Raw genomic sequence first — 24,948 nt, forward strand, 5'->3', positions numbered from 1 at the left:
GGGGCGGTTTTGGACCCCTCGACCGATGACTCTCTGGACCTGCCCATGGCGTCCATTGTGCGGCCAGGGTGGACCCATGGACACCCCTTCCGCATCTTTCGCGCCCCTGGTTCCCGGCATGGTCGGGATGGTGCTGGTCGGCAGCAGCGTCAGCGTGTCGCACGCCCTCGTCGACGCGCCGCTGTTCACCGCCCAGGCCGTGCGCTACGCGGCCGCGACCGCGATCCTGCTGCTCCTCGCCCGGCTCGCCGGTACCCGTCCGGTCCGGCCGCGCGGCCGGGAGTGGCTGTGGCTGGCGGGGCTCGCGGTGACGGGGCTGGTGCTGTTCAACGTGGCCGTGGTGCGGGGGGTCGCGCACGCGGAGCCCGCGGTGATCGCGGTCGCGGTGGCGTCGGTGCCGGTGGTCCTCGGGGTCCTGGGCCCGCTGCTGGAACGGCGCGCTCCGAGCCGGCAGGTGTTGCTGGCGGCGCCCGTGGTGGTGGCGGGCGCGGTCCTGGTGGAGGGCACGGGCCGTACGGATGCGGCCGGGGTGGCCTGGGCAGCCCTGGCCCTGGGCTGCGAGGCGGCGTTCACGCTGCTGGCGGTGCCGGTGCTCGGCCGGCACACGCCGTGGGGGGTGTCGGTGCACGCGTCGTGGCTGGGCGCGGTGCTGTTGGCCGTCCTCGGCGTGACACGCGAAGGCCCCACGGCGGTGGGGGAGTTGACGGGGGCGCAGTGGGCGGCCGTGGGCTATCTGGCGCTGCTGGTCACGGCGGTCGCCTTCGTGCTCTGGTACTCGACCGTACGCACCGTCGGCACCGGCCGCGCCGGCCTCCTCACGGGCATCGCCCCGCTCGCGGCGGCGGCGGTCGGCACGGCGACGGGCACGGGGGTACCGGGACCCTCGGTGTGGCTGGGGATCGCGGTGGTGATCGGGGGGCTGATCGGGGGGCTGCGGGCGTCTCGGGCTCACGGCGCAGCCGCCTCCGTGGACGCCACGCCCCGGACAGCACCCTCGCCCACGTCGACGCGCTCCAGGTAGGCACAGGCCCGACGGCCGACCGGAACTCCCGTGCCACGATTGCGCGTCGGCGTCCGGCGGTCGAGCAACACGTGTCCGACGTCGGCATGGGTGTTGCACCTGTGGCCGACCGACCGCACGCTGGCGCGGCGGCTCGAGGACCACCGGCTGTCGGACGACGTGCCCCACCACCTCGCGCCCCAGACCCAGAGCCGGTCGGCGGGCGCCCCGGTGGCCGTCGCGGCGACCTTCCCCGGCGGAGCCGCCACCCGCCACTGGGCAGCGCCCCGGCCGTCGTATCCGCACGCTGTGCGGGTCGCCCGCGCTGACGGCTGACGGCTGACGGCTGATGGCGCCGGCAGTCGCTTCAGTCGATGTTCCCGCTCCGCCGCAGGACCCAGCGGCGCGAGGGGTGGTCGTCACAGTTGAACTGGACGAGCGGGTGGTTGTTGTCGGTCGAGACGCCACCGGCCACGGTCGCGCACTTGCCCGTCCGCTCGTTGACGATCTGGAACACGTCGCCGTTGACCCTGACGAGCCTCCAGCGGCGCGAGGGGTCCGTGTCGCAGTTGAACTGGACGAGCGGGTGGTTGTTGTCGGTCGAGACGCCCCCGGCGACCGTCATGCACTTGCGGGTCCGCTCGTTGACGATTTGCTCGGAGACGCCGTTCCCGCTCGTGACGTTCCAGCGGCGCGAGGGGTCGTTGTCACAGTTGAACTGGACGAGCGGGTGGTTGTTGTCGGTCGAGACGCCACCGGCCACGGTCGCGCACTTGCCCGTCTGCAGGTTGACGATCTGGAAGGTTCCCGAGATCTGCGTCGGGACACCTTGCATCGTCGGGTGTGCGACCGCAGCGTCGGGCAAGAGCATGATGCCCCCGGCTACAAGAACGGTCGATGCTCTCAAGAGGCCGCGCCGCCGGTTGATTTCGCGCATAGGGGTGCTCCTCTCGTGATCCTGCCAGGGAGTGGGGGGAGTCCAGAGGCCGCGACGACGGCCTGTGGCCATCGTCGAGGTGGCGCATTCCTCCCCCATCGAAGCATGACTCGCACGGATCGGCAGCCGGACGGAGAGTCGCCGTGTACTCCGGATTCCTCCGGCACGCCGATGCCGCGGCCCGGCGGGCCGGTGCCACCGCTGTCCACGTCGGAGGACGGACGGCGCGGTATCAGCCGCTCGTGTCGGCGTCCCCTTCGTCATTGCGAGGGTCTTTCTGTCTCCTGCCGCCCTGAGGGGAGCCGTCCTCGTGCTCTTCAAGTAGGTCGAGGAGCGCCGCGTCCGCTCTCCTCTGGTCTTCCTTCGTCAGCTCGAGCGGTGCGTTGTCGTAGACGATGTAGCGGTCTGGATCGATGATGTTGGCGGCCCGCAGGATGAATGTCAGCAGGGGGCGCCAACCCTTGCGGTGGCCGACCCGAACTTGTAGCTGGGCCTTGTAGTCACGGGCCTCTGGGATGAATCCGGAGAACGGTGCCTCGAACTCGATGAAAAGTTGTTGCGCTTCTCTGCCGGGCACGACGAATCCGGCCGGCAGCTTCGTCTCCTCGTCCGGCCCCGGCTGGAGGCGGCGCGGTGAGGACACCCACAGCAGTGGCAGATGGGAGGCGGTCTCATCAGGGAAGGTCAGGATGATGTCCTGTACGACGATCGGTTTGGGACCGGTGTTGTGCAGGATGAGCGGCAGCCGTAGACGTGCCGTGGAATCGTGGACGATCGCCGCGAAGGCATGGGGCTCCCACGCCCTCAGGCGTCCCTGTCGGGCGTGGAGCCACCAGAACGACGCGACGGTGAAGACCAGTGCGCAGGCTGACACCACACTGGCGCCGGTAAGCGAGGAGGACGCGGTCTGATCCGCCGCGACCGTCAGCGGAACCACAGATTCAGTCTGCCAGTCTCCCGGTGGGCCCGCTCACAGGGCGAGTGGCCGCCGGGCCTCCCCGGAACGGATCACAGCCCGGCGAGGAGTACGAGATACCAGGCGACCAGGGCCGCGCACGCCACCGCGGGGACGAGCTTGCGCACCCCGTCGCCCTTGCGTACGTGCGTGGTCACGGCACCGGCGAGCAGCACCAGCAGCCCGGAAGCCGCCAGGCCGCCGCACAGGGGCACGACCGGGCCGAGCGCCACGCCGAGGGCACCCGCCAGCTCCAGCGTGCCGATGCCCCGGTAGGCCGCGGTGGTCAGGCCGGCGTGGGCGGCCAGTCCGGGCATCGGCCCCAGGGCCAGGATCTTGGCCACGCCCAGCAGGGCGAAGATCAACGCGATGAGACAGGTCAGCGAGGCGGAGAGGATCACGAGGCGCCTTCGAGGGTGTGCGGGCGGCGGGCCTGGCGGCGTTCGGCTCCCAGGCCGGCGAAGTAGGCGATCAGGTCGGGGTTGTCGACCGTGGAGGGATCGAGGACCTGCTCGGCGCGGATGCCCTGGAGGAGGCGCTTGACGGGGACCTCGAGCTTCTTGCCGGTCTTCGTGTGCGGGATGGCTGGCACGGCGAGGATCTCGTCGGGGACGTGGCGGGGTGAGGCACCGGTGCTGATCGCGTCGCGGATCTTCTCGCACAGGGACTCGTCCAGACCGACCCCGTCGGCGAGGACCACGAAGAGCGGCATCCAGTAGCCGCCGTCGGGTTCCTCCGCGCCGATGACGAGGGCCTCGGTGATCTCGGGGAGGCGTTCGACGACGTCGTGGATGTCGGCGCTGCCCAGGCGCACGCCGTTGCGGTTGAGCGTGGCGTCGGAGCGGCCGTGCACGATCACCGAGCCGTGCGAGGTGCGGGTGATCCAGTCGCCGTGCCGCCACACGCCCGGGTAGGCGCTGAAGTAGGTGTCGCGGTAGCGGCTGCCGTCGGGGTCGTTCCAGAAGTACAGCGGCATGGAGGGCATCGGGCGGGTGACGACCAGTTCGCCGACCCGGTCGAGGACCGGCCGTCCGTCCTCGTCGTAGGCCGCGAGCGCCACGCCGAGGTTGGGTGCCGACAGTTCACCGGCCCACACCGGGGTGGTGGTGGCGCTGCCGGCGAACCCGGAGACGACGTCCGTGCCGCCGCTGGTGGAGGCCAGCTGGACGTCGGCGCCGACGTGGTCGCGGACCCAGGGGTAGGCGGAGGCGGGCAGGGCTGAGCCGGTGCAGCCGATGGCGCGGATCGACGACAGGTCGTGCACGGCGGGTTCGACGCCGAGTTTGGCCGTGGCCAGCAGGTATTGAGGGCTGGTGCCGAAGACGGTGACCTTGTGGCGGGCCGCCAGTTCCCACAGGATGTCCGGGCGCGCGACCGGAGCGGGGCTGCCGTCGTAGGTGCAGGTGGTGGCACCGGTCAGCAGGGTGGAGACGACCAGGTTCCACATCATCCAGTGGGTGGTGGTGTACCACAGCAGGCGGTCCCCGACGCCCAGGTCGCAGTGCAGGCCGAGGGTCTTGAGGTGCTCCAGCAGGACGCCGCCGTGCCCGTGGACGATGCCTTTTGGCAGGCCGGTGGTGCCGGAGGAGAAGACGATCCACAGCGGGTGGTCGAAAGGCACCGGGGTGAGGGAGAGGTGCTCGGTGCGGGTAACCGCGTCCTGCCAGGGAATCGTCCGTCCGGAGGTCTGGGGGCCGGCCCAGGCAAGGCCCGCGTGGTTCACCAGGATCGTGGCGTTGAGGGTGGGAAGGGCGGCGGCCAGGTCGAGTGAGGCGGCGCGGCGGTCGTGGGTGGTGCCGTTGAAGAGGTAGCCGTCCGCGGTGATGAGCACGGTCGGTTCGAGCTGGGCGAAGCGGTCGGCGGCGGCCTTGGGTGCGTAGTCCTGGCCGCACACCGACCACACCGCGCCCAGGCTGGCGGCGGCGAGGAAGGCGATGACGGCGTGGGGGGTGTTGGGCAGGTAGCCGACCACCCGGTCACCCATTCCTACGCCGAGGTCGCGCAGGGTGGCCGCGACGGAGGCGACCCGGGCGCGCAGCTCCCGGCCCGTGATGTCGGAGCCGGCTCCGGTCTCGTCCAGCGCGGTGATCGCGGGTGCGTCCGGGTGCAGGTTGCGCAGCGCATGGTGGACGTAGTTGAGGGTGGCGCCGGGGAACCAGCGGGCGCCGGGCATGGTCTCCTCGTCCAGCACCCGCTCGTACGGCGTGGTCGCGTCGATGTCGAAGTACGCCCACACCGCGGCCCAGAACCCTTCCAGGTCGGTGACCGACCAGCGGTGCAGGGCCTGGTAGTCGGTGGGGTCCTGGAGCCCTTGGACGCCTGCGTGCCGGGCGGCCCAGCGGGCGAAGTCCGCGATGCGGCTGCCGGCGGCCGCCTTCGGGTCGGGAGCCAGGAAGGGCGGGGTCGGGTGCGGGGTGGTCATGGTGCGGTGCTCCTCGTCAGGGGGCGGGCCGGGCTTCGGCGGGGCGGCGGGCGGTATGCAGCAGCGGGGCCCAGGCCGCGGTGTCGGTGAAGTCGCCGGCGCCTGTGGGGACGGTGTCCAGTACGACGCGGTCGGGGCGCAGCAGGACGGCATCGGCGCGGCCGCGGGCCAGCCAGGCGGCCAGGGTGCCGCCGTCGTCCAGGTCGCCGACGTGAACCGTGGGTGCGCCCAGTGCGGTGGCCATGGCTGTCACCCGCGCGGTCGGCGGCACGGCGGTCAGGACGGCGAAGGAGTCGCCGAGGACGTCGTCGAGGCGCACTCGCCTGCCGCCCCGCAGGACCCAGGGTTGGGGGCAGAAGGTGCCGGCCAGCCCGCGACCGGTCAGGCGGGGGCGGCGCCGTACGAGTGGACCGGCGGTCAGGGCGGGGCTGAGGTCGCGGCTGATGGTCGCGGTCACGCCGGGGATGCGGCAGGCCGTACCCACGACGGTCCGGCGGATTGCCGCGCCGCGGTCCTGGCCGCCGGTCATGGCCCAGCCGACGGCGACCGCGACACGGATGAGGTGGCGGGCGTGTGGCTTGCGCTCGCGTTCGTAGGTGTCCAACAGCCCGTCGCCTGCGCCCTGTCGGAGAACGCGGGCAAGTTTCCAGGTGAGGTTGTGGGCGTCGCGCAGGCCCGCGCACAGCCCCTGCCCGATGAAGGGTGGGGTGAGGTGGGCGGCGTCGCCCAGCAGGAAGACGCGTCCTCGGTGCCACCGGTCGGCGAGGCGGGCCCGGAAGGTGTACTGCGCCTGCCGGATCACCTCGAAGTCGTCGTCCTCCGACCCGTCGGACGGCAGATCCACCCAGGGGGCTACCAGCTCCCGCAGGCGTGCCCGCCCCCGCGGGCCGTCCAGGCGCTCGTCGTCGTCCAGCCGGAACTCCCAGCGGTAGCGGTCCTCGCCGACCCGCATGTAGGTGGCCGGACGGGTGGGGCAGCAGATCTGCTCGGCGCCGTCCCAGCTGCTCACCCGGCGGCTGGTGCGCACGTCGATGACCCGCCAGCTCTCCTCGAAGTGCAGGTCCTCCCAGACGGCGCCGATGGCCTCCCGGGTGATGCTGCCCGCGCCGTCGCAGCCGAGGACGGCGTCGGCCCACAGGTACTCCTCCTCTTCGCTGCCGTCGCGGCGGAAGGCCACCCGTACCGGAGCCGTGCCGTCGGCGGACTGCGTGACGGACACGGCCTCGGCGCCGCTCCACAGCTCGCACTCGGGGCGGCGCTTCAGGGCATCGCGCAACAGGCGTTCCAGCTCAGGCTGGTCGAACATGTTGGTCTGGGCGAAGCCGTGGTGGCCGTGCGGGGAGCGCGGGAACTCGGTGATCACGCGGCGCCGGGGATCCAGCAGCCGCAGGCCCGGTGCCGGGCGGGCGACGGCGGCGAACTCCTCGTGGACGCCGACGCTCTGCAGGATCCGGCAGATCTCGTCGTCCGCGACGACGGCCCGTGGCAGGGGGTAGATGTCCCGGTGGCGTTCGAGGAGGAGGCTGGGCACTCCATGTCGTGCGAGCAGGAGGGCGGCCGTGACCCCGACCGGTCCCGCGCCGATGATCACCACCGGTCTGCGGGCTGCTGCGGCGCTCACGTCGCGTCCGCCACGGCGTTGCGCTGCTCGCCGAGGTCGATTCGCCCGTCCGGGGTGGCGATCGTGGCGGTGACGAGGTCGCCGTCGCGCAGGTAGAGGGGGTTCTTGGCCTGCCCCTTGAAGAACGCCTTCCATCTGACCGCGGGCGGCAGCAGCGCACTGATCTTCGCGACCGGCTTGGGCGGGGCCTTGAGCGCCGTGCCGCCGGGTGTGCCGGTGAGCAGCAGGTCGCCCGCCTCGAGGGTCTGGAAGCGGGCGAGCAGGGTGAGGGCCTGGGCGGGCCGTACGATCATGTCGGCGAGCGTGCGGTCCTGGCGCGGGGCGTCATTGACGTTCAGCCGCAGCCGCAGGTTGAGAAGGTGGGCGAAGTCCTCGGGCTCCAGCAGCGCCAGGTACGGACCCGTCGGCGTGAAGGTCGGGTACGACTTGCTCTCGTAGAACTGGGTCTTGGTCAGCTGCAGGTCGCGGGCGCTGACGTCGTTGGTGAGGACGAGCCCGGCGACGTAGCGGGGCAGGTCCTGCTCTTCGACGACGGTGCCCACGGGCAGGCTCGCGCCCATGACGAGGCCGAGTTCCACCTCGTAGTCGAGGAACCTCACATGCGCCGGGCGGACGATCGTGTCGTGCGGGCCGCTGACCGAGCCCGACGCCTTGCGGAAGAAGGTGGGCGGGATGTCGCCGGTGAAACCCGAATCCTTGGCGTGACTGCGGTAGTTGACCATCTGGGCCACCACCCGGCAGGGCGTGGTGACCGGGGGCAGCGCCACCAGGTCGGCCACGGGCGTGCCGGTCTCACCGGAGGCGGCGGCCTCCCGCACCGCGGCGCGGTCGGCGAGCAGTTCGGCGGTGGTGACCGCCTCGGTGTCGACGCGGACGGCGCGCTCGTCCCGGACGGCCCACCAGCCGTCGGCGGTGCGCAGGACATTGGTGCTCATGAGCTCATCGCTTTCATCAGGCCCAGCAGGCGTGCGGGGTCGAGTTCGTTGTCGCCACGCAGGGCCGTCACGACCTCGCGCAGCTTGGCGGGGGAGGGGTTGGCGCCGAGGAAGTCACGGGTGACGGGCGGGCCCCACTGAGCCAGACCGCTCGCCGACATCGGCGCCCAGCCGGGTTCGAGGTCGCGGGAGAACAGGTCGCCGTCGGCGAAGTGCTCCAGCATGAAGCGGTCGGGGTCGCGCCAGTAGTCGAAGAGCTGGCTGCCCTGGACGTGCCGGCCGATGCCCCAGCTGCGCCGGTAGCCGCGCTCGGCGAGGTACTCCCCGCCGGCGGCGATGGAGTCGAGGTCGGTGACCTGGTAGGCGGAGTGGACGTATCCGGTACCCGGCCCGAGGTGCAGGGCGAGGGTGTGGTGGTCCACGGGCGTGCTGCCCTGATCGCAGCGGATGAACGCCATGGTCGGCCCGCGGTCGCGCTGCCCGTCCAGGAACAGGAAGTCGGAGACGATCATGCCGAGGGTGTCCAGGTACCAATTGAGGGCCCGCAGGAACACCCGCGTCTCCAGCACCACGTGACCGAGCCGCTGGATGCGCGACGGCTCGCGGGGCGGTCGCTGGGTGGCGTTCGTACGGCGACGCCCGGTACCGGTGTTGAGGATCAGCGGCTGCTGTTCCGGCAGAGCGGGCAGCGGTCCGCCGCAGTGCACGATCCGGACCGGGAAACCCGAGGGATCGAGCAGGGCGAGCGACTGTCCGCCGCCGGGTACGTCGATGTCGCGGACGTCACTGCCGGTCGCGCGGGCCAGCCGGTCCAGATCGGCCCGTTCGGCCGCGCGGAATGCCGGCCCGACGAAGCGGGACGCCTGCCCACGACGGATGACCATGCACGGTGAGCCCGCGAAGGTGCCGCGCAGCCACAGCTCCCGTTCGGTGCGGGCGGCGATCTGGAAGCCGAAGTCCCGGGCGAACACCTCGGCCCGGTCCAGGTCCGGCTTCTCGAACTCCAGCCAGGCCAGGTCCGCCACCTTGATGACGGGGTTCCGGGACCGGTCGGGGTGCTCACCGCGCAGGGCGCCCAGCTCACTGTGGAGATCTTGGTGGGGCGTCTGACGATCGGCCCTGTCAACGGGGGTGTGGGACATGGTGCCCTCCAAGCAACACTGCCGTAATGAGGAAATCATCAACTTTGCCGACGCTCATCGTCAATAGAGCAAACCCAAATAAGTGAGGGAATCATCAGTCATGCGGGTGTCATCGGCCCGCTTGTTACACTCGGCGTATGCCGACGTCAGCCCCGCCCCGCAACCGCTTCGAACGGCGCCGCGCCGAGACCCGCCAGGCGCTCGTCCGTGCGGCCCGGCAGATCCTCGCGGAGACGGGGGACACCAGCGCCAGCATCCAGGCGATCGCCGAGCGCGCGGACGTCGGTTTCGGCTCCTTCTACAACCACTTCGAGTCGAAGACGGCGCTGTTCGACGCCGCGGTGACGGACGCTCTGGAGGAGTTCGGCCAGGTCATCGACGAGCGTGTGGAAGGGATCGACGACCCGGCCGAGCTGGTCGCTGCGGGATTCCGTCTCACCGCGCGGATGGCCGACTCCCACCCCGAGCTCATGCGGATCCTGCGGGACCGCGGCCTGGCCCACATCCACTCCGAGCGTGGCCTGTCCCCCCGGGCACTTCGTGATCTGGAACGCGGCATCGCCTCCGGCCGCTTCACCGGCACCGACCCGACCACGGCCCTGTCCGCTCTGGGCGGGACCCTGCTGTCCCTGGTGGCGCTACGCCTGGCCCGCCCCGACCTCGACGGCGACGAGACCGCCTCCGAACTGGCCGAGATGGTCCTGCGCATGCTCGGCCTCTCCCAAGACGACGCGCACGCGGTCACCCGGCGCCCGCTGCCCGATCCTGCCCGATGACCTCCTGCACCTGAAGCGCGGCCCTTGGCGGTGCTACGCCGGCGGCGACCAGGAACGCGGTTGCCGCGGCCTCGCCCGTGGGGTCGGTCCACGGACATGCGGCGTTCCCCTCGGCGAGAGCCAGCATCAGTGCCTCCAGCGCTTGGGCGAGGACAGGTGCGGGAAGGTGGTCCGCGAAGACGCCTTCGCGCTGACCGCGCCGCAGGTTTGCGACGGCCTCGGCGCGGGCCGGTGCCAGGGCGGTGCGGATCTCGTCCTCTCCCGGACGGTGCCGCCCCAAGGCGGTGAGCACGCGGTAGTGGTCGCCCACCGTCCATGCCCCCAGCACCATCCGTGTCATCGCCTCGACCGGGTCGGCATCCGCGGTGCGGGCTGCGGCGAACGCCTGCCGGACTTCACGGCCAGCTTCCCGTGTCAGATCGGCGATCAGCGCCTGCCGGCTGGGGAAGTGTCCGTAGAGGGTGCGCCGTGCGACGCCGGCCGCCTGAGAGATGCTGTCGAGACTCGCGTCCGGGTCCTCCCGCAGTTTCCGCCGGGCGGTCGCGAGGATGCGTCTGCGGTTGGAGTGGGCATCCTTGCGCTGCACCGTACGGCCCGGGGTGTCGGTCGTCCGCATGGTTCTTTCTCTCCACGGTTGCCGGAAAGCCGTGGGCGCCGGTGCTCCCTCACGCGCCGGCGCCCACTCACCCCTGCCCGGGGTGGCTGTCGTCCTGGCGACGGGCGTCAGGGGACGAGGATGAGGCGGATCGGGTCGCCGATCTTGTTCTCCAGACGGTTGACCGCGTCGGCCGCGTCGACGAGCGGGATGTGGTCCGTGATGGAGGGGGCGAGGTCGAGGCGTCCGGCTGCGGCGAGCCGCACCAGCTCGTGGACGCCGTCGGGCGTGCCGCCGTAGTGGCCGCGAACCTGCTTCTGCATGTAGTTGAAGGTCAGTCCCTCGGTGATGGTCAGCGGCCTGGGGGTGATGCCGACCAGGATCAGGGAGCCGCCCAGGCCGAGGACGGAGGCGGCCTGCTCGCGGACGGCGGGTACGCCGGCGCAGTCGAAGGCGAAGTCGAGGCCGCGTCGGCCGGTGGCCGCGTGGACCTGGTCGGTGAAGTCCGGGGCGGCCGGGTCCAGGGCGAAGTCCGCGCCGAAGGCGAGAGCACGCTCACGCGCGCTGGGCAGCGGGTCGACGGCGATGATGGGTGCCGCGCCGACCAGGCGGGCGAGGCGCACGTTGTGCGCGCCGACTCCGCCCACGCCCCAGATGCCGACGGACTGGGCGGGACGGACGCCCGCGGTGGCGACGACGGCGGCGTAGGGGGTGGAGACCGCGTCGGGGATGATCGCGGCCTGGTCGAAGGGAAGGCCGTCGGGGATGGGGACGACGGTCTCCTCGGGGGTGACCATGTATTCGGCCCAGCCGCCGTCGTAGTCGATGCCGGCGGTGCGGACCTGGGTGCAGGCGCGATGACGCACACAGCCCCCGCACCTGCCGCACGCCTTGCCCGCCTCCAGGGTGACGCGGGTGCCGATGGTCAGGTCCCGCCTGAGATCGGGGCCGAGGGCGTGGACGACACCGGACACCTCGTGGCCGACGGTGACCGTGTCGGAGTCCAGGAAGAGCGGAGGCAGGGAGCCGTCGAGGAGGTGGACGTCGGAAAGGCAGACGCCTGCGGCCTTCACCTCGACGAGGACCTCACCAGGTCCGGGTACGGGGATGGGGACCTCCTCCACGGCGAACTTCTTGCTGTCCACGTGGAAGCGTCCGGCGAGCATGGTGTCCATGAGGAACTGCTTTCTGTGAGCGGCACCGATCACGGGGATCCAGTGGTGCCCTGAGATGTGCGCTGGCTTGTGGTGGCGGGGAGGCGTACGGCCGGCGGCGGGGGAGTGCCGCACGCCTCCCGGCGTCGGTAGGTCACACGCCTTGACGACGTTGTGACGGTCAGGCGAAGACGTCCTGCTGGTAGCGCTCGTCCGCTTCGAGCCGGGCGAGCCACTGCTGGGCGGTCTCGTCATCGCCGCCGGTCTTCTCACGGTGGATGGCGGCGAGGGCCTCGCGGACGGCGGGCGCCATACGGCGGCCGTCACCGCAGACGTAGACGTACGCGCCGTCCTCGATGGCCTGCCACACCGTGTCGGCGGCGCCCACGATGGCGTTCTGCACGAACCGGGCCGGGTGGCTGGTCACCGCGGAGTAGGCGGTGTGGATCCGCGCGATGCCGGCCTGCTCCCAGTCCCGCATCTCCTGCCGGTAGAAGTAGTCGTGCTCGGGGTGGCGGCAGCCGACGAAGACCTGCGCCAGGCCGACCTGGACGCCGTGCTCGTGCTGCCAGGCCCGCTCCTCCAGGAAGCCGCGCAGGGGCGCGATGCCGGTGCCGGGGCCGATGAGGATCAGCGGCGTGGCGGGGTCGGCGGGCGGGGCGAACGTCGGGGAGGGCACGCGGACGTAGCCGTAGACGACGTCCCCGGGCTCCAGGCCCGCGATGTAGGAGGAGCAGGTGCCGCGGTAGTGGCCGTCGCCGGACAGGGCCGGGCCCTCCAGCAGGCCGACGGTCAGGCGCACCTGCCGTGGGTTGGCCGACGGGGCGGAGGAGATGGAGTAGAAGCGCGGACGGATCGGGCCCGTCATCTCCAGGAAGACCGCCAGCGGCAGCTCGACCGCCGGAAAGCGCTCCAGCAGGCCCAGCACCGAGACCCGCTTGCCGAGGATCTCCTTGCCATAGCGCTCCTCGGCCTCCTCGGTGTCGGCGGTGTACGCCTGGAGCTGCGGCCGGGTCCACGGGCACTGGGTGTACTCGGCCAGGGTGTGGATCTGGGAGCGGGTGGCCACGTCCTGCAGTTCCAGGAACTCGGTGAGCAGGATGCCCGCGGTGACGGGGACGCCGACCGGCAGGTGCGTGCGGCCGCCTGCGGGCAGGTCCAGGCGCAGCACCTGGTCGTACTCGACACCGAGCCGCTTCAGCGCGCGGTTCACCAGCGCGGGCTCGTTCTTGGCGAAGACGGCCAGGTGGTTGCCGGTGTCGTAGGTGACGCCCTCGGGCAGTGCGAAGGTGATGGACCTCGCGGACGGACGCGGCGGCTCGATCCGGAAGTCCCACAGGCCGGTCGCGTCGGCCACCAGCTCCTCGTTGGCCACCACCTTGAGCGGATACGCCTGCTCGGAGACGATCGCGGGACGCACGTCGGACTCGGTGAGCAGCTGGACCTCGTAGCGCGGGCCGCTCGCCTCGGAGGTGTCGGCGGCGTACTCCTCGGCCAGGGTGGCCCACAGCGTGTCCATCCAGCGACTGGCCATGCCGTCGAAGTCACCTGCGGCGTCCGCGATGCCGCGCTCGACGACCGGAGTGGCGCCGGCGGACAGCAGCCCTTCCTCGATCCGCTTGGGGAACGCCTGGTAGGTGGCCACCCACTGGGTGTTGCCGGCGCCCAGCAGCGCGAACCGCACGTTCGACAGAGAGCCCTCCGGCAGTCCGGCGCGCAGCAGGTCGTCGAAGCGCTGCGCGTTGTCAGGGGCCTTGCCGTTGTAACTGGCGGCGACAACCACGAGCAGACCCTCGGTGGGGAGGTTGTCACCGAGCTCGTCCAGGCTCGTCAGCGTGGTGCCGAACCCGGAGCGCTCACCGCGGTCGGCGATGGTGCGCGCCAGGTCCTCGCACGAACCCAGACTCGATCCGTAGGCGACGGTCAGATTCACCCCGACGCCACTCACCGCGGCCTGCTGCCGCTCGTCGTCGCTGTGCGGGGCGACGGCGCCGAACACGGCCCGCTCGTGCTCCTGACGCCGGCGGATGACGAGTTCGAAGTCGCCGGGCTTGCGCGTCAGGGCTTCCCGCACGTCCATCTTGTAGTCGGTGGTGTCGGAGAACTTGAACTTCTGCAGCACCAGCGCCAGTGCCAGGCGAGCCTCGGTCAGGGCGAACTGGCGGCCGATGCACGCGCGCCGACCGTTGCCGAACGGCTTGTAGGCGTGCTGGTGGTGCCGGGCGCGGTTCTCCGGCAGCCACCGGTCGATGTCGAACTCGTGCGGCCTCTCCCATGCCTCGGGGTGGGTGTGCAGCGGGCCCATCAGCAGGTTCGTCTTCGTGCCCTGCTTCAGTTCGTACCGGCCTCCGATGACGGTGTCCTCGAGTGGCGCCTTCATGATCTGCGGTATGGGAGCCCACAGACGCAGGGTCTCCTCCAGGATCCGCGGGATCACGTCCATTTTCATGATCGTGTCGTAGTCCGGGACCGTGTCACCCGGCATGAGGCGGTCCACCTCGGCGTATGCCTGGGCCAGCACGTGCGGGTTGCGCATCAGCGAGTACGTGGCGAACGACAGCAGACCGCTGGTGGTCTCGTGGCCGGCGATCAGGAACGTCACCACCTGGTCGCGGACGTTGTCGTCGTCCAGCGGCCTGCCCGTCTCCGGGTCGGTGGCCTGAAGCATCAGGCCCAGCAGGTCGTCCTCACCGCTGCTCCTGCCCTGACGACGCTCTTTGATCACGCTCTCGACGAGGTCCCGCATCAGCTGGATGTTCGTGCGGTAGCGCTTGTCGTCGTCCGTGCGCAGCGCGGTCATCTCCGGCAGTTCCTGGGAGCGCCGCATCGACTCCACCAGCGCCTCCAGCAGGGCGTTGAGGAAGGGGTGCAGCTCCTCCTCGGCGAAGGAGTCGAACCGGTAGCCGAAGCCGGACAGGGCGATGGTGTCCAGCGTCAGCCGGGTGTAGTCGTCAGTGATCCTGACCGGCTCCCCCTCCTTGTTCGTCCACTTGCCCACCAGGCTCTGGGCGATCTCCAGCATCTGTCCGTAGTAGTTCTTCATGGCGCGCTGGCTGAAGGCCGGCATGAGGATCCGGTGGGCCATGCCCCAGGCGTCACCGTCCTCGACCTCGTGGGCCGTGAACAGGCCCGCTCCCGTGTAGTCCCGGACATGGCTCAGCGGCGCGAAGATCGGCTTTCCGAAGCGGGACTCGTCGCTGACCTCGGTGACCAGGTCCGGGTCGTAGACGAAGACGTTCTCCTGGCCGGCGATGTTCAGGCTGAAGATGCCCTCCGGGAACTGCTTGGACAGCTCGCCGAAGAAGGCGACCGGGTTGGTGTCGGGAAGCGGCGGCGCGGGGGCGAGGACCGGGATGCCCCGCGAGGACGGGGCGGGGCGAAGGTCGTTCGCGGCGTGCGTGGTCATGACGTGCTCCTCTGCGTGGAGTGAATGACGGGGATGGCATGGGCAAGGGCGCGCTGCGCCGGTCTGTGCCGCGCCGCACCACGGAAACATACGCCGTATGGATGGGTACCGTACGTCGTATGGAAACTCGGTGCAACCCCGGTCGGGGGGAAGGGGTGTCGTGATCGGAGTCATTTTCCGTACGGCGTATGGGTGCTGCTACCGTACGAGGTATGGAAAAAAAGGTGAGACGTCCCCCGCGGGGAACGAGGAAGAGAGACGTGCCTCTGACCGAGGCCGGGATCTACGCCGCCGCCCTGCGGCTGATCGACGAGGACGGGGCCGAGGCGCTCACCATGCGCAGGCTCGCGACCGTGCTCGATGCGAACCCGATGTCGCTGTACCACCACGTGCCGAACAAGGAAGCCGTGCTGCGCGGCGTGACGAGAATGGTCGGAGCCCAGTTCCGCACCGTGACGCTTCAGGACGCTCCCTGGCAGGAGCGCCTTCGGCTGCTCGCCACGGACTTCCGGGCGCTGGCACACCGGCATCCCGAGCTGATGGCGTACTCGTTCAGCCACCAGCCCGACTTCATCCAGCACGACGACCCGTTCTGGACGGCCCTCACCGCGATTGTGGCCGCTGCCGGCGTGCCGCTGTCTGAGGTCCCTGAGGTCGCCGCGCTGATCGTCGCCGTCGTCATCGGTGTCCTCACCGCCGAACTCAACGGAGCGCTCCACCAGTGGGCGAACCTCAAGCCCCCCGGCCCTGATACCGACAGCGGGGACGGTCTCACGCATGCGGCCCCTGGCTCCACGGGTGCGGGGACTGCGGGCCCCGATCGGGACCACATGTTCCGTCTCGTGATGGACACGCTGATCACGGGCCTGGAAAGCCGGATCGCCGCAAGTCGCGACGGCCAGGACGCCGGCCGTCGCTGAGTCCGCGGCTTGAGGTGCCACGGCTTGAGGTGCCCACGGCTTGAGGCTCGTCCGGGGCAGGCGAGCTCGGGGCGCTGCGACGGCAAGAGATCGCTTCCCGCGCTGTCCGAGCTCCCTGCGTTCCGAGCTCGGCCGGCAGTGACAGCAGGCTCGTTCGTACCGAGAGGCGGGTCCGCTGAGTCAGCTCAGGGGCGAGTCGGCGGTGGGCGTGAGCACGGTCTCGGCGACGCCGACAATCCGGCTGAGGTCGAAGCCCTCCATGTCGGCGCGAAAGTCCGGGCCGGCCAGGTATGCCCGCAGCCGCTCCCGCATGTCGTCGGTGTCCCTAGGAGACGAGGGCGTACAGCTGGGGCGTCCCACTTCCCTTTCTGTCCGGGCACGGATGGTCAGCGGTCAACCTTGGGAGAGCAGGTACGCCAGTTCGGTGTCCCAGTCGATGCGTCCGGCCTCGGTACCCCGTGGCACCAGAGCCTCCGTGCTTTCCAGGAAGCTCTTGACGTCTCGCACGGGGACTTCGAGCAGGGCGGCGCCCGCACGAGACCCGAGAGCGATGTACATCGCCTGGTCGCCACGGCCGGCGGCCGACCAGATCCGGACGTCCCCATGACCGGCGCAGCCCTCCAGGCCATCGGCGAGAAGGTCGCGCCCCAGGACCCATTCGACGGGCTCGTCACCGTGGGAGAAGAAGGTCGCACGGACGACATGGGGATCAGCGGGCTCGTACCGCAGACGCATACGCAGGGGCAGCGAACGGACCCGCGAGACGACGAGCCGGGCGGTCACTCCCCGGACCAGAGTCCTCGAAGACTCCATCGGCATTCACTCCAAGGGCGCCCCTCCCTCGGCTGCGTCCGCCGCTCGCGGCGGTGAAGACGCGTCGGAGGAAGAGGCGTTGCGGCAGGGCCCGGGCGCCGGGACGGCATTGGCGGACCGCGCGATTCGTGGCGTCGCTGCAGATGGGCGACGCGTGCCTGCGACACGAGGTCGATGTCGGCAGGCAGGTTCGAGAGGAGCGAGTCCTTGCTCAATCGCCCGCCTGGGCGGCGGTCAGGGGACCGTTGATCCTTGACCAGCGGTCGTGTCCCTGCCGCCGACAGGCGTCGGGGCGAGGGATGCAGCCTCGACCCATGGGCACGGACGGAACCTGTCTCACCGGTCACCGTGGTTCCGGTCGAAGCGGTCCCAGCCGCCGTGGTTCCCGTTACCGTGGTTTTCGCCCTGGCGGCCCCGGTCCCGGCCGTCGTGCTCGTAACGGTTCCAGGTGTGCCGGTACGACCTGTCGGACTTCCACCCGCGCCCCTCGTCGCTCCAGTAGCAGCGACCGTCGCGGCTGTGCCGGGACGAGTCGGTGACACGCTCGTCGTGGTGCCAGCCACGGTTCTCGTCCCAGCAGTAGCCCTGCTCGATCAGGTAGCCGATGCCGTGGTCCCAGCGGTAGTCGGCGGGGTTGACGCCGACGGCCGGCCGCTGGACGTGGGCGGCGGAGGCAGTCGCGGCCGAAGCGGTGCCCCCGGCACCGGTGACGGCGACACCCGCGATCGCCACGGAGGAAACAGCGACAGCGATCCGCTTCGAGAGCTTCTTCATGATCTTTCCTTCCGGTCGGCGCGATGTGCGCCAACGGCTTCTCGTGCAGGCGGTGTGTAGCGCCCACACCTTGTTCGATCAAGCTTTTCCATACGGTGTATGGAAGCACCTCTCAAGAAGTACCATACGGCGTATGGAAAGGCTGCAAGTGGGAACGGTGACACGCACCACAGGCCGCGAGCTCACCGGATCGGTCGTCCTGGCAATCCGACCGAAGGGGCGCACCCCGTTTCGGCAACGTGCCATCCCCTGACCTGCGGGCACCCGTCAAATGACCAAGAGCTGCCCCGTCCTCGAGACGGGCTGGGCCCCGAACGGCGGTTTGCGATCGTCGGAAGTCGGCGCGAGCATTTTTCCAGGGGCGCAACGGCCGGGCCCAGCCTTGAATGCCGGCGCCATGGGAGGAGGGACGCGCCCTTCGCGCTGCGACACTCCGACAGACGTCACCCGTGAAGCAGCGGCGCAGCGAAAAGACCGGACCTGCTCAGCCGGTGTTCCGGGCTGAGGGGTAGAACACCGGCGGTCGGCTCACCTGGCAGACGGCCTCAACTCCGCCACAGCCGCACGACCGTGACGGTGGTCGCCTCCGTGGGGCGGTCGGCGAGCGGAAGGAGTCTGCCCATGCGGATCGTCGTGGACCTGAATCGCTGCCAGGGATACGCACAGTGCGTGTATCTGGCGCACGAGGTCTTCAGGTTGAACGGTCAGGAGGCGCTCACCTATGAGCCGAACCCCGATGACCAGCGGCGCCTGCAGGTCGAGCGAGCCGCTGCGGCGTGCCCGGTGCAGGCGATCGTGATCGACCGCTTGGACGGCGAGGAGCGGGGCGAGACGTCATGACCTTGCGGGCAACGGTCGCGGAGCTGGTGCGCGAGTTCCGGGCCAGCGGCCGGATCGTCATCGTGGGTGCTTCCCTCGCCGGGCTGCGGGCCGCGGAGACTCTGCGCGAGGAGGGCTTCACCGGTTCTCTGACCATCATCGGGGACGAGCCGTACGAGCCGTACGACCGTCCGCCGCTGTCCAAGCAGGTGCTCAAGGGCTGGGTGCCGGCCGACCACACCAAGCTGCCCCGCATGCGGGAAGTGGATGCCGACTGGCGGCTCGGGGTGGCCGCCATCGGGCTGGACCGGGCCGCCAAGCAGGTGCGCCTGGCCGACGGTGAGCAGGTCCCGTACGACCGGCTGCTGATCGCCACGGGCACCCGCGCGCGGCAGTGGCCCAACCCGGCCGAGGGCGCCCTGCGCGGGGTCCACACGATTCGCTCGCGCGATGATGCGGAGCAGTTGCAGAAGGAGCTGGCCGAGCCGCCGTCGCGGGTGTTGGTCATCGGCGCCGGGTTCATCGGCTCGGAAGTGGCCTCTGTCTGCCGGGAACTGGACATCCCGGTGACCGTCGTCGAGCGGGGTTCGGCGCCGCTGGTCGGCGCGCTCGGCGGGGTGATCGGGGAGATCGCCGCGCAGATGCAGCGCGATCACGGTGTGGACCTGCGCTGCGGGCTGGGCGTGTCGTCGCTGGAGGGCGACTCCGGCGGGCATGTGCGGCGTGCTCGGCTTTCGGACGGTTCGACCGTCGACGCCGATGTGGTGGTGGCTTCGCTGGGTTCGATCCGCAACGTGGAATGGTTGGAGGGCTCCGGACTGGCGGCCGGTTTCTGGGGCGTCGGATGTGACGCCGGGGGTCGTGCCTTCGACATCAACGGTGTGGTGACCGACAGCATCTTCGTGGCAGGGGATGTGGCCCGGGCGCCGCATGTGCTCTACGAGTACCAGTTCCTGGCGATGGAGCACTGGGACAACGCGGTGCTCGGCGCGCAGGCCGCGGCCCACAACATGGTGAACCTCGAACCCCACTACCGCCCGCATCTGCTGCTGCCCGGCTTCTGGTCCGGTCAGTTCGGCGTGAACATCAAGTCCGTCGGCGTGCCGCCTTTCGGCGACGAGATCGTCTTCACCCAGGGATCCGTCGAGGAACGCCACTTCGCCGCCGCCTACGGTCACCGGGGCCGCATCGTCGCGGCCGTCACCTTCGACCACGGCAAGTGGCTGGAGTACTACGGGAAGCTGATCGAGCAATCCGGTCCGTTCCCGCCTCCCCCTCCGGGATGGGACCAACCGCCCGACGCCAAGCCGATGCCGGCCGAGTTCCCGGACCCGAGGGTCCCGACGGCGATCCCCGACGTCGTCCTGACCGGCCACGCCCCGAGCGAGCGGAAGGCCGAGTTCCGGCCGCGACATCGCTGACCCGACCGCCGACCGGGCGGATGAGCGGACAGCACCGACAGGAAGAAGGAGGGAGCCTCGTGGTCGAGGAAACCCCCTGGCAGCAGGCCCTGCGCTACGCCAACCGCGCCAATCCGTACCCCTTCTACGAGGAACTGCGCAAGACACCGGTGGCGCGGCAGCCGGACGGTACCTATGTCGTCAGCACCTACCGGGAGATCGTCACGCTGCTCCACGACCCCCGGGTCAGTTCGGACCCGAGGAAGTGTCCGGCCCCGGTCGCGGCCAGTACAGAGGACTCCGGTACGGAGGACTTGGGGGAACCGGCGGCTGAGCCGATCAGACAGGCGCTGACCGAGCCGAACATCATCACCTGCGATCCACCCGAGCACGACCGGGACCGCCGGACGATGATGTCGCACTTCGTCGGGCCGCCACAGGCGCCCCACCTGATCTCCGACTTGGAACCCGACATCCGCCGCCTCGTGGACGGCCTCCTGGACGGCATGAGGGGCAAGACCCGGATCGACGCCGTCGACGACTTCGCCTACCCCCTGCCGGTGACGGTGATCTGCAAGGTCCTGGGCGTGCCACTGGAGGACGAGCCACGCTTCCACCACTGGATCGAAACGGCCCTGGACGCCCTGGACTTCGGCCCCGAAGCCGCCTCCGAAGAGATCCGCAGCCGACTGGCCGGGGCCCGGCAGGCCGTGCAGGACTTCGGGCGGTTCGCAGCCGTGTTGCTCGACCGGTACGCCGAACACCCCGGCCCGGGCATGCTCTCCGCCTTGGTCAACGAGGACGGCCCGGAAGGACGGATGTCCAAGGGCGTCCTCGCGAGCAACGCCCTGCTCCTGATCTTCGCGGGACACGAGACCACGGTCAACCTGATCGCCCACAGCGTTCTCACCCTGCTGAGGCACCCCGACGCGCTGGAGCAGCTGCGCCGCCGGCCGGAGTTGATCGTGCCCGCGGTGGAGGAACTGTTGCGCTTCGAGTCGTCGGTGCAGTTCTGGCACACCCGCTCCGCCCTGGAAGACATCGACATCGCCGGCACCACCATCCCCAAGGGCGCACCGATCTTCCTGGCGTACGGCTCGGCCAACCGCGACCCGGAACGCTTCGCCGACCCCGACGAACTCGACCTCGAACGCCGTGACAACCAGCACCTCGGCTTCAGCCAGGGCATCCACTTCTGCTTCGGCGCCCCGCTCGCCCGACTCGAGGTCCAGGTCGCGGTCGGCGAGTTCGTCCGCCGGGTGGAGAACCCCCGGCTCGTCGAGGACCCGCCGCCGTACCGGCACAACCAGATCTTCCGTGGACCGCGGCACGTCCTGGTCGACATCGACGGCATCCGCGACTGAGCGTGTGTGTGAGGGATCGCAATGCGGGCTTTTCAACTGGTCGGGTGGCGGCATCCGCCGGAACTGCGCGAGGTTCCGGTCCCCGAGCCCGGACCGGGGCAGGTGCTGGTGAAGGTCGCGGGTGCCGGTGCGTGCCACTCCGATCTGCACATCATGGAGGCACCCGGGCCACCACCCGGGCTCGTCACCGAACTGCCCTTCACCCTCGGCCACGAGAACGCGGGATGGGTGGAACGGCTGGGAGCGGGCGTCACCGGGTTCACGCCCGGGGACCCTGTGATCGTCTACGGCTGCTGGGGCTGCGGGGTGTGTGCCAACTGCCGCCAGGGCATGGAGAACTACTGCCAGAACCTCGGCGGTCAGGGCCCCGGCCTCGGAGGCGGTCACGACGGCGGCATGGCCGAGTACCTGCTCGTCCCGGCGCCGCGGTACCTGATTCCGCTCGGCACCCTCGACCCCAGCCAGGCCGCTCCGCTCAGCGACGCCGGACTGACCAGCTATCACGCCGTCAAACGGTCGCTGCACCTGCTGGGACCGGGGTCGACCGCGGTCGTGATCGGGGCGGGCGGTCTGGGGCAGATGACCATCCAGATCCTGCGCGCGCTCACCACGGCGACCACCGTGGTCGCCGTGGACACCGACACGGGCAAGCTGAAAAATGCCGAGCACATGGGAGCCGACGAGGCGCTTCTCTCGGGCGACGAGGCGATTACGCGCATCAAGGACCTGACGGGACAGCTGGGCGCTGAGCTCGTACTGGACATGGTCGGGATAGACCCGACTCTGCGGATGGCTGCTCAGGTGGCCAGGGTGCTCGGTCACCTGACCATCGTCGGCCTCGGCGGCGGAGCTTTGCCCGTCAACTTCACCAGCCCGCCGCACGAGTGCTCGGTCGCCTCGCCCTACTGGGGCACCCTCCCCGAACTGTTGGAGGTGATCACCCTCGCACAGCAGGAAAAGATCAGAATGCTGGTCGAGTACTTCCCCTTGGAACGCGCCGCCGAGGCGTACCAGCTCCTGCATGACGGCAAGATCCAGGGACGCGCCGTCATCACCCCCCAGGCATGAGTACCGACGTCGACGCGACCGACACGCACATGCGGCGTGGTCGGGTGACGATGGACATGCACTGACGCGACAACTCTGCTCCAAGAAGGAGGCAGACGCCATGACATTCCCTACCGATTCCCCGAACCCCGTTCCCCCGCGGGGCGCCGAGCCAGAAGCGAGCCCCGCGGCAGAAGGCATGGCCGCCCTGGCGAACATGGGCTGGCAGATCCTGCTCACGATGGGCCTCGCCACCATCGCCCTGGGCGTCATCGCCCTGGCCTGGCCGGGAGAGACCCTGCGCGTCGTCGGCATCCTCTTCGGCGTCTACCTCCTGGCCACCGGCGTCTTCCAACTCGCCGCCGCCTTCGGCACTCACGTCCCGCGGCACCTTCGCGTGCTGCACTTCATCACCGGGGCGGCCTCCATCCTGCTGGGACTGATCTGTTTCCGGGGCACCCTTGAGTCGATCCTGCTGCTCGCCCTGTGGATAGGTTTCAGCTGGCTGCTGCGCGGCACCACGGAGATGGTCGCGGCGGCCTCAATCCCGGCCATGCCGGGGCGCGGCTGGCACGTCGCCTTCGGGATCGTCGGAGCCCTGGCCGGCATCGTGATGATCGTCATGCCGTTCGCCTCGCTCGCGACACTCACCCTGGTGGCGGGCGTCATGGCCATCATCGTGGGCCTGACCGAGGTGGTCCGCGCCATCAGGACGCGCGTCGAGATCGGTCATCTCGCTTCGGGCACGGCCACCCAGCGGCGTCCACTGTTCCACGCGCGTCCGCACCCTCAGCACTGACCGCCCTGGAAGCGCTGAGCGGCGTCCGGGTCAGTCGGTGTGACGGCCATGGGACTGGGGGGCCCATACCCGTAGCGTCCGGGGACTGATCCGGCACCGTACGGCAGCGGGCAGGGTGACGGCTTCGCAGTCGAGCCCGACGGGGCGGCCGGGGCGTCGGCGTGGATGACGACGTCGTCGGGTGTCGCGAGACCGGTCAGGCCATGCGTCTGCCCGCTTCGCAGCCTGGCGGCCGCCTCTGCGGGCGTCTCCGCCCTGGCGGCCAGTGCCCCCAGGAGCCCGGAGTCGAGCTGCGCCCGCCCGCCCAGTCCGGCCGGGTCGTCGACCCGGCCGGTCCAACGTGAGCAGTCAGGACCCTCGTGGCGGCCCAGGAACTCCGGGAGGATCCTCACCATGGTGCCGATCTTGTCGTTGTCGACGAACGCCCGGTCGCCCGCGTAGCCGAGGTCCACGCGCAGCTCGACGCCGTCCGTGAGGGCCTCCACCGCGGCCGAAGGGTCCTCGCGGTTCAGGCCGAGATCCATCGCGAAGTGGTTGCGGGTACCCGCCGGAACGACGACGAAGGGCAGGCCGCTCTCCGCGGCCACCGCGGCGACAAGCGCCTGCGTGCCGTCTCCGCGCCACAAGGTGGCCGTGAAGGGCTACGGCGGCGCCGGCTCCGGTCGCTGGCCGCCGGCTTGCCGCCGCCGGTGGCACGGGGGGAGTGGTTAGAGCGCGGGACATCAGGGCTCACCGGGCGAGGAGCTCACCTCGTTTTCGACGACTGGGGCTGGGCACCCAGTGCCCATGGCGTCGCGTCCGGTTCCGGTGCGAACCATCCTCGCCACCATCGGCCTGGTGCTCTCCACCTACGTCGTTCTCGAACTGGTGGTGCATGCGCGCCGGGTGTTGATCTGGGCGGTCATCGCGTTGTTGCTGGCCGTCTCCCTCCATCCGGCGGTCGAGGCACTCCAGCGTCGGGTGCCGCGATGCCGACGGTCGGTGGCGACCTTGCTGGTCTTCCTGGTCGCGGCCGTTGCCGCCGGGGCGGTCGTCGCTCTGTTCGTCATCCCCCTGGCCCAGGAGGGAAGCCGGCTCGCCGGTCGTCTGCCCGCCATGATCAGGGACGCCCAGGCCGGTCGTGGGCCCGTCGGTAACTTGCTTCAGCGGACGCACGCTCTGCAGTACGTCCAGCGGCATCAGGCACAGATCCGCGCGTTCGCCACCGGACTGAGTACGCCCGCCCTGAAGTTCATCCGTGGTGCCGCGAGCACAGTGACAGGCGCGCTCACCATTTTCGTCCTGGCCTATCTGATGGTCCTGGAGGGTCCCAAGGCCATAGAGCGGTCGTTGGCCCTGGTGGACACGGCGTCCGCGGCCCGGATACGCCGCGTCGGAGCAGCGTGCGCCCGTACCGTCAACGGCTACCTGACCGGAAACTTGCTGATCAGCTTGATCTGCGGGCTTCTGACCTACGTCATGCTGCTCGTTTCCGGAGTGCCGTTCGCCGGCCTGCTGGCGCTCTTCGTCGCCGTCACCGACCTCATTCCCCTGGTGGGCGCCACCATAGGGGCCGTAGTCGCCTCCGCGGTGGCGTTCGTCCACTCCTTGCCGGCCGGCATCGGAGCCGTCGTCTTCTTCCTCGTCTATCAGCAGGCAGAGAACCACCTGCTGCAACCGCTCATCCTGTCCCGGACCGTGAAACTCAACCCCCTCACCGTGCTGCTGGCCATCCTGGTCGCCGCCGAGGTCGCCGGGATCCTCGGTGCCTTGCTGGCCATTCCGGTCACCGGCGTCATCCAGGTCGTCCTCGGTGACCTCTGGGCCCACCGCAAGGGTCGACCGCTTCGGTCGCCGATGAGCGCAGACAACAGCACCGACAAGGCCGACGGGTCCGGCGACCGTGAATGACCGTTCCGTGACGCTCGGCAGCCTTGGGTACTTACTTGACGATGACGCTGGCTTATCTGATGATTTCATCATATGTGGGCAGAATGCCGGATATGGCGCCATGCCCCACGTGTGCCGCTCAACCGGACAACGCCGTTCACCACCGCTGCACACAGAGCCGCCGCGCCCCGCGCCGACGC

The 24,948-nt window shown here is 70.2% G+C and carries 24 protein-coding genes; 10 read left to right on the plus strand and 14 right to left on the minus strand.

The features are described from left to right. The first annotated feature begins 76 nt into the window (after window positions 1–76). On the plus strand, window positions 77–1,021 hold the full coding sequence (locus ACIBA9_RS04755; RefSeq protein WP_399359860.1) for an EamA family transporter: 945 nt from the start codon (window positions 77–79) through the stop codon (window positions 1,019–1,021). Window positions 1,022–1,111: 90 nt separating this feature from the next. Continuing rightward, window positions 1,112–1,336, plus strand: coding sequence for a hypothetical protein (locus tag ACIBA9_RS04760; protein ID WP_399359861.1), 225 nt, complete (start codon window positions 1,112–1,114; stop codon window positions 1,334–1,336). A 31-nt stretch (window positions 1,337–1,367) separates the two neighbouring features. Here ACIBA9_RS04760 and ACIBA9_RS04765 read toward each other — a convergent pair whose 3' ends face one another. The 7 genes from ACIBA9_RS04765 to ACIBA9_RS04795 form a co-directional block, all read right to left on the minus strand. Then, window positions 1,368–1,871 carry an RICIN domain-containing protein gene (locus tag ACIBA9_RS04765; protein WP_399359862.1) on the minus strand — a complete coding sequence of 168 codons (504 nt, stop codon included), beginning with the start codon at window positions 1,869–1,871 and terminating at the stop codon, window positions 1,368–1,370. A 298-nt stretch (window positions 1,872–2,169) separates the two neighbouring features. Next, window positions 2,170–2,874 carry a hypothetical protein gene (locus ACIBA9_RS04770; protein ID WP_399359863.1) on the minus strand — a complete coding sequence of 235 codons (705 nt, stop codon included), beginning with the start codon at window positions 2,872–2,874 and terminating at the stop codon, window positions 2,170–2,172. A gap of 71 nt (window positions 2,875–2,945) precedes the next feature. Continuing rightward, entirely contained in the window at window positions 2,946–3,293 is a 348-nt protein-coding gene (locus ACIBA9_RS04775) for a DoxX family protein (RefSeq protein ID WP_399359864.1), read from the minus strand. Further along, window positions 3,290–5,314, minus strand: coding sequence for an acetoacetate--CoA ligase (locus tag ACIBA9_RS04780; RefSeq protein WP_399359865.1), 2,025 nt, complete (start codon window positions 5,312–5,314; stop codon window positions 3,290–3,292). Before ACIBA9_RS04780 ends, ACIBA9_RS04775 begins: the two co-directional genes overlap by 4 nt. Window positions 5,315–5,330: 16 nt before the next feature. Beyond that, a complete protein-coding gene (locus ACIBA9_RS04785) occupies window positions 5,331–6,935 on the minus strand; it encodes a bifunctional 3-(3-hydroxy-phenyl)propionate/3-hydroxycinnamic acid hydroxylase (RefSeq protein ID WP_399359866.1) in 1,605 nt (534 codons plus the stop codon). Further along, on the minus strand, window positions 6,932–7,870 hold the full coding sequence (locus ACIBA9_RS04790; protein WP_399359867.1) for a fumarylacetoacetate hydrolase family protein: 939 nt from the start codon (window positions 7,868–7,870) through the stop codon (window positions 6,932–6,934). The genes ACIBA9_RS04785 and ACIBA9_RS04790 overlap by 4 nt, the downstream gene beginning before the upstream one ends. Continuing rightward, window positions 7,867–9,012, minus strand: a complete 1,146-nt coding sequence (locus tag ACIBA9_RS04795) for a VOC family protein (protein ID WP_399359868.1) — start codon at window positions 9,010–9,012, stop codon at window positions 7,867–7,869. The genes ACIBA9_RS04790 and ACIBA9_RS04795 overlap by 4 nt, the downstream gene beginning before the upstream one ends. A gap of 137 nt (window positions 9,013–9,149) precedes the next feature. Between ACIBA9_RS04795 and ACIBA9_RS04800 the strand changes: the two genes are divergently transcribed. After that, the gene (locus ACIBA9_RS04800) at window positions 9,150–9,788 is read left to right on the plus strand and encodes a TetR/AcrR family transcriptional regulator (RefSeq protein WP_399359869.1); all 639 of its coding nucleotides are present in this window, start codon (window positions 9,150–9,152) and stop codon (window positions 9,786–9,788) included. On the opposite strand, the gene ACIBA9_RS04805 is transcribed toward ACIBA9_RS04800, so the two are convergent. The 3 genes from ACIBA9_RS04805 to ACIBA9_RS04815 form a co-directional block, all read right to left on the minus strand. After that, the gene (locus ACIBA9_RS04805) at window positions 9,754–10,404 is read right to left on the minus strand and encodes a TetR/AcrR family transcriptional regulator (protein WP_399359870.1); all 651 of its coding nucleotides are present in this window, start codon (window positions 10,402–10,404) and stop codon (window positions 9,754–9,756) included. The two genes, ACIBA9_RS04800 and ACIBA9_RS04805, sit on opposite strands and share 35 nt — an antisense overlap. A gap of 107 nt (window positions 10,405–10,511) precedes the next feature. Then, on the minus strand, window positions 10,512–11,558 hold the full coding sequence (locus ACIBA9_RS04810; RefSeq protein ID WP_399359871.1) for a zinc-binding dehydrogenase: 1,047 nt from the start codon (window positions 11,556–11,558) through the stop codon (window positions 10,512–10,514). 160 nt (window positions 11,559–11,718) lie between these two features. Next, window positions 11,719–14,943 (minus strand): cytochrome P450, encoded by a 3,225-nt coding sequence (locus ACIBA9_RS04815; RefSeq protein ID WP_399359872.1) that lies wholly within the window; start codon window positions 14,941–14,943, stop codon window positions 11,719–11,721. Between the two features lie 260 nt (window positions 14,944–15,203). On the opposite strand from ACIBA9_RS04815, the gene ACIBA9_RS04820 reads away from it, so the two are divergent. Beyond that, window positions 15,204–15,863 (plus strand): TetR/AcrR family transcriptional regulator, encoded by a 660-nt coding sequence (locus ACIBA9_RS04820; protein ID WP_399359873.1) that lies wholly within the window; start codon window positions 15,204–15,206, stop codon window positions 15,861–15,863. 180 nt (window positions 15,864–16,043) lie between these two features. On the opposite strand, the gene ACIBA9_RS04825 is transcribed toward ACIBA9_RS04820, so the two are convergent. The 3 genes from ACIBA9_RS04825 to ACIBA9_RS04835 all read right to left on the minus strand — a co-directional run bounded on the left by ACIBA9_RS04825 (window position 16,044) and on the right by ACIBA9_RS04835 (window position 17,450). After that, window positions 16,044–16,175 carry a hypothetical protein gene (locus ACIBA9_RS04825; protein WP_399359874.1) on the minus strand — a complete coding sequence of 44 codons (132 nt, stop codon included), beginning with the start codon at window positions 16,173–16,175 and terminating at the stop codon, window positions 16,044–16,046. An 81-nt stretch (window positions 16,176–16,256) separates the two neighbouring features. After that, window positions 16,257–16,676 (minus strand): SsgA family sporulation/cell division regulator, encoded by a 420-nt coding sequence (locus tag ACIBA9_RS04830; protein ID WP_399359875.1) that lies wholly within the window; start codon window positions 16,674–16,676, stop codon window positions 16,257–16,259. Window positions 16,677–17,012: 336 nt separating this feature from the next. Continuing rightward, window positions 17,013–17,450: a hypothetical protein gene (locus ACIBA9_RS04835; RefSeq protein WP_399359876.1), complete on the minus strand. Its 438-nt coding sequence runs from the start codon at window positions 17,448–17,450 to the stop codon at window positions 17,013–17,015. Between the two features lie 621 nt (window positions 17,451–18,071). Between ACIBA9_RS04835 and ACIBA9_RS04840 the strand changes: the two genes are divergently transcribed. The 5 genes from ACIBA9_RS04840 (at window position 18,072) to ACIBA9_RS04860 (ending at window position 22,879) form a co-directional block, all read left to right on the plus strand. After that, window positions 18,072–18,290, plus strand: a complete 219-nt coding sequence (locus ACIBA9_RS04840; RefSeq protein WP_031168355.1) for a ferredoxin — start codon at window positions 18,072–18,074, stop codon at window positions 18,288–18,290. Then, complete coding sequence (locus ACIBA9_RS04845) at window positions 18,287–19,690, plus strand: NAD(P)/FAD-dependent oxidoreductase (RefSeq protein ID WP_399359877.1); 1,404 nt, start codon at window positions 18,287–18,289, stop codon at window positions 19,688–19,690. Before ACIBA9_RS04840 ends, ACIBA9_RS04845 begins: the two co-directional genes overlap by 4 nt. Window positions 19,691–19,749: 59 nt before the next feature. Continuing rightward, complete coding sequence (locus ACIBA9_RS04850) at window positions 19,750–21,033, plus strand: cytochrome P450 (RefSeq protein WP_399359878.1); 1,284 nt, start codon at window positions 19,750–19,752, stop codon at window positions 21,031–21,033. A 21-nt stretch (window positions 21,034–21,054) separates the two neighbouring features. Continuing rightward, window positions 21,055–22,101 carry an NAD(P)-dependent alcohol dehydrogenase gene (locus ACIBA9_RS04855; protein WP_399359879.1) on the plus strand — a complete coding sequence of 349 codons (1,047 nt, stop codon included), beginning with the start codon at window positions 21,055–21,057 and terminating at the stop codon, window positions 22,099–22,101. A gap of 100 nt (window positions 22,102–22,201) precedes the next feature. Then, window positions 22,202–22,879: an HdeD family acid-resistance protein gene (locus ACIBA9_RS04860; protein ID WP_399359880.1), complete on the plus strand. Its 678-nt coding sequence runs from the start codon at window positions 22,202–22,204 to the stop codon at window positions 22,877–22,879. On the opposite strand, the gene ACIBA9_RS04865 is transcribed toward ACIBA9_RS04860, so the two are convergent. Then, window positions 22,870–23,466, minus strand: coding sequence for a diacylglycerol kinase family protein (locus ACIBA9_RS04865; RefSeq protein WP_399359881.1), 597 nt, complete (start codon window positions 23,464–23,466; stop codon window positions 22,870–22,872). The two genes, ACIBA9_RS04860 and ACIBA9_RS04865, sit on opposite strands and share 10 nt — an antisense overlap. A gap of 199 nt (window positions 23,467–23,665) precedes the next feature. Here ACIBA9_RS04865 and ACIBA9_RS04870 point away from each other — a divergent pair, with 199 nt between their 5' ends. Beyond that, the gene (locus ACIBA9_RS04870; RefSeq protein ID WP_399359882.1) at window positions 23,666–24,769 is read left to right on the plus strand and encodes an AI-2E family transporter; all 1,104 of its coding nucleotides are present in this window, start codon (window positions 23,666–23,668) and stop codon (window positions 24,767–24,769) included. Window positions 24,770–24,948 lie beyond the last annotated feature (179 nt).

It is taken from the genome of Streptomyces sp. NPDC051452, from assembly GCF_044454765.1.
Classification (GTDB): Bacteria; Actinomycetota; Actinomycetes; order Streptomycetales; family Streptomycetaceae; genus Streptomyces.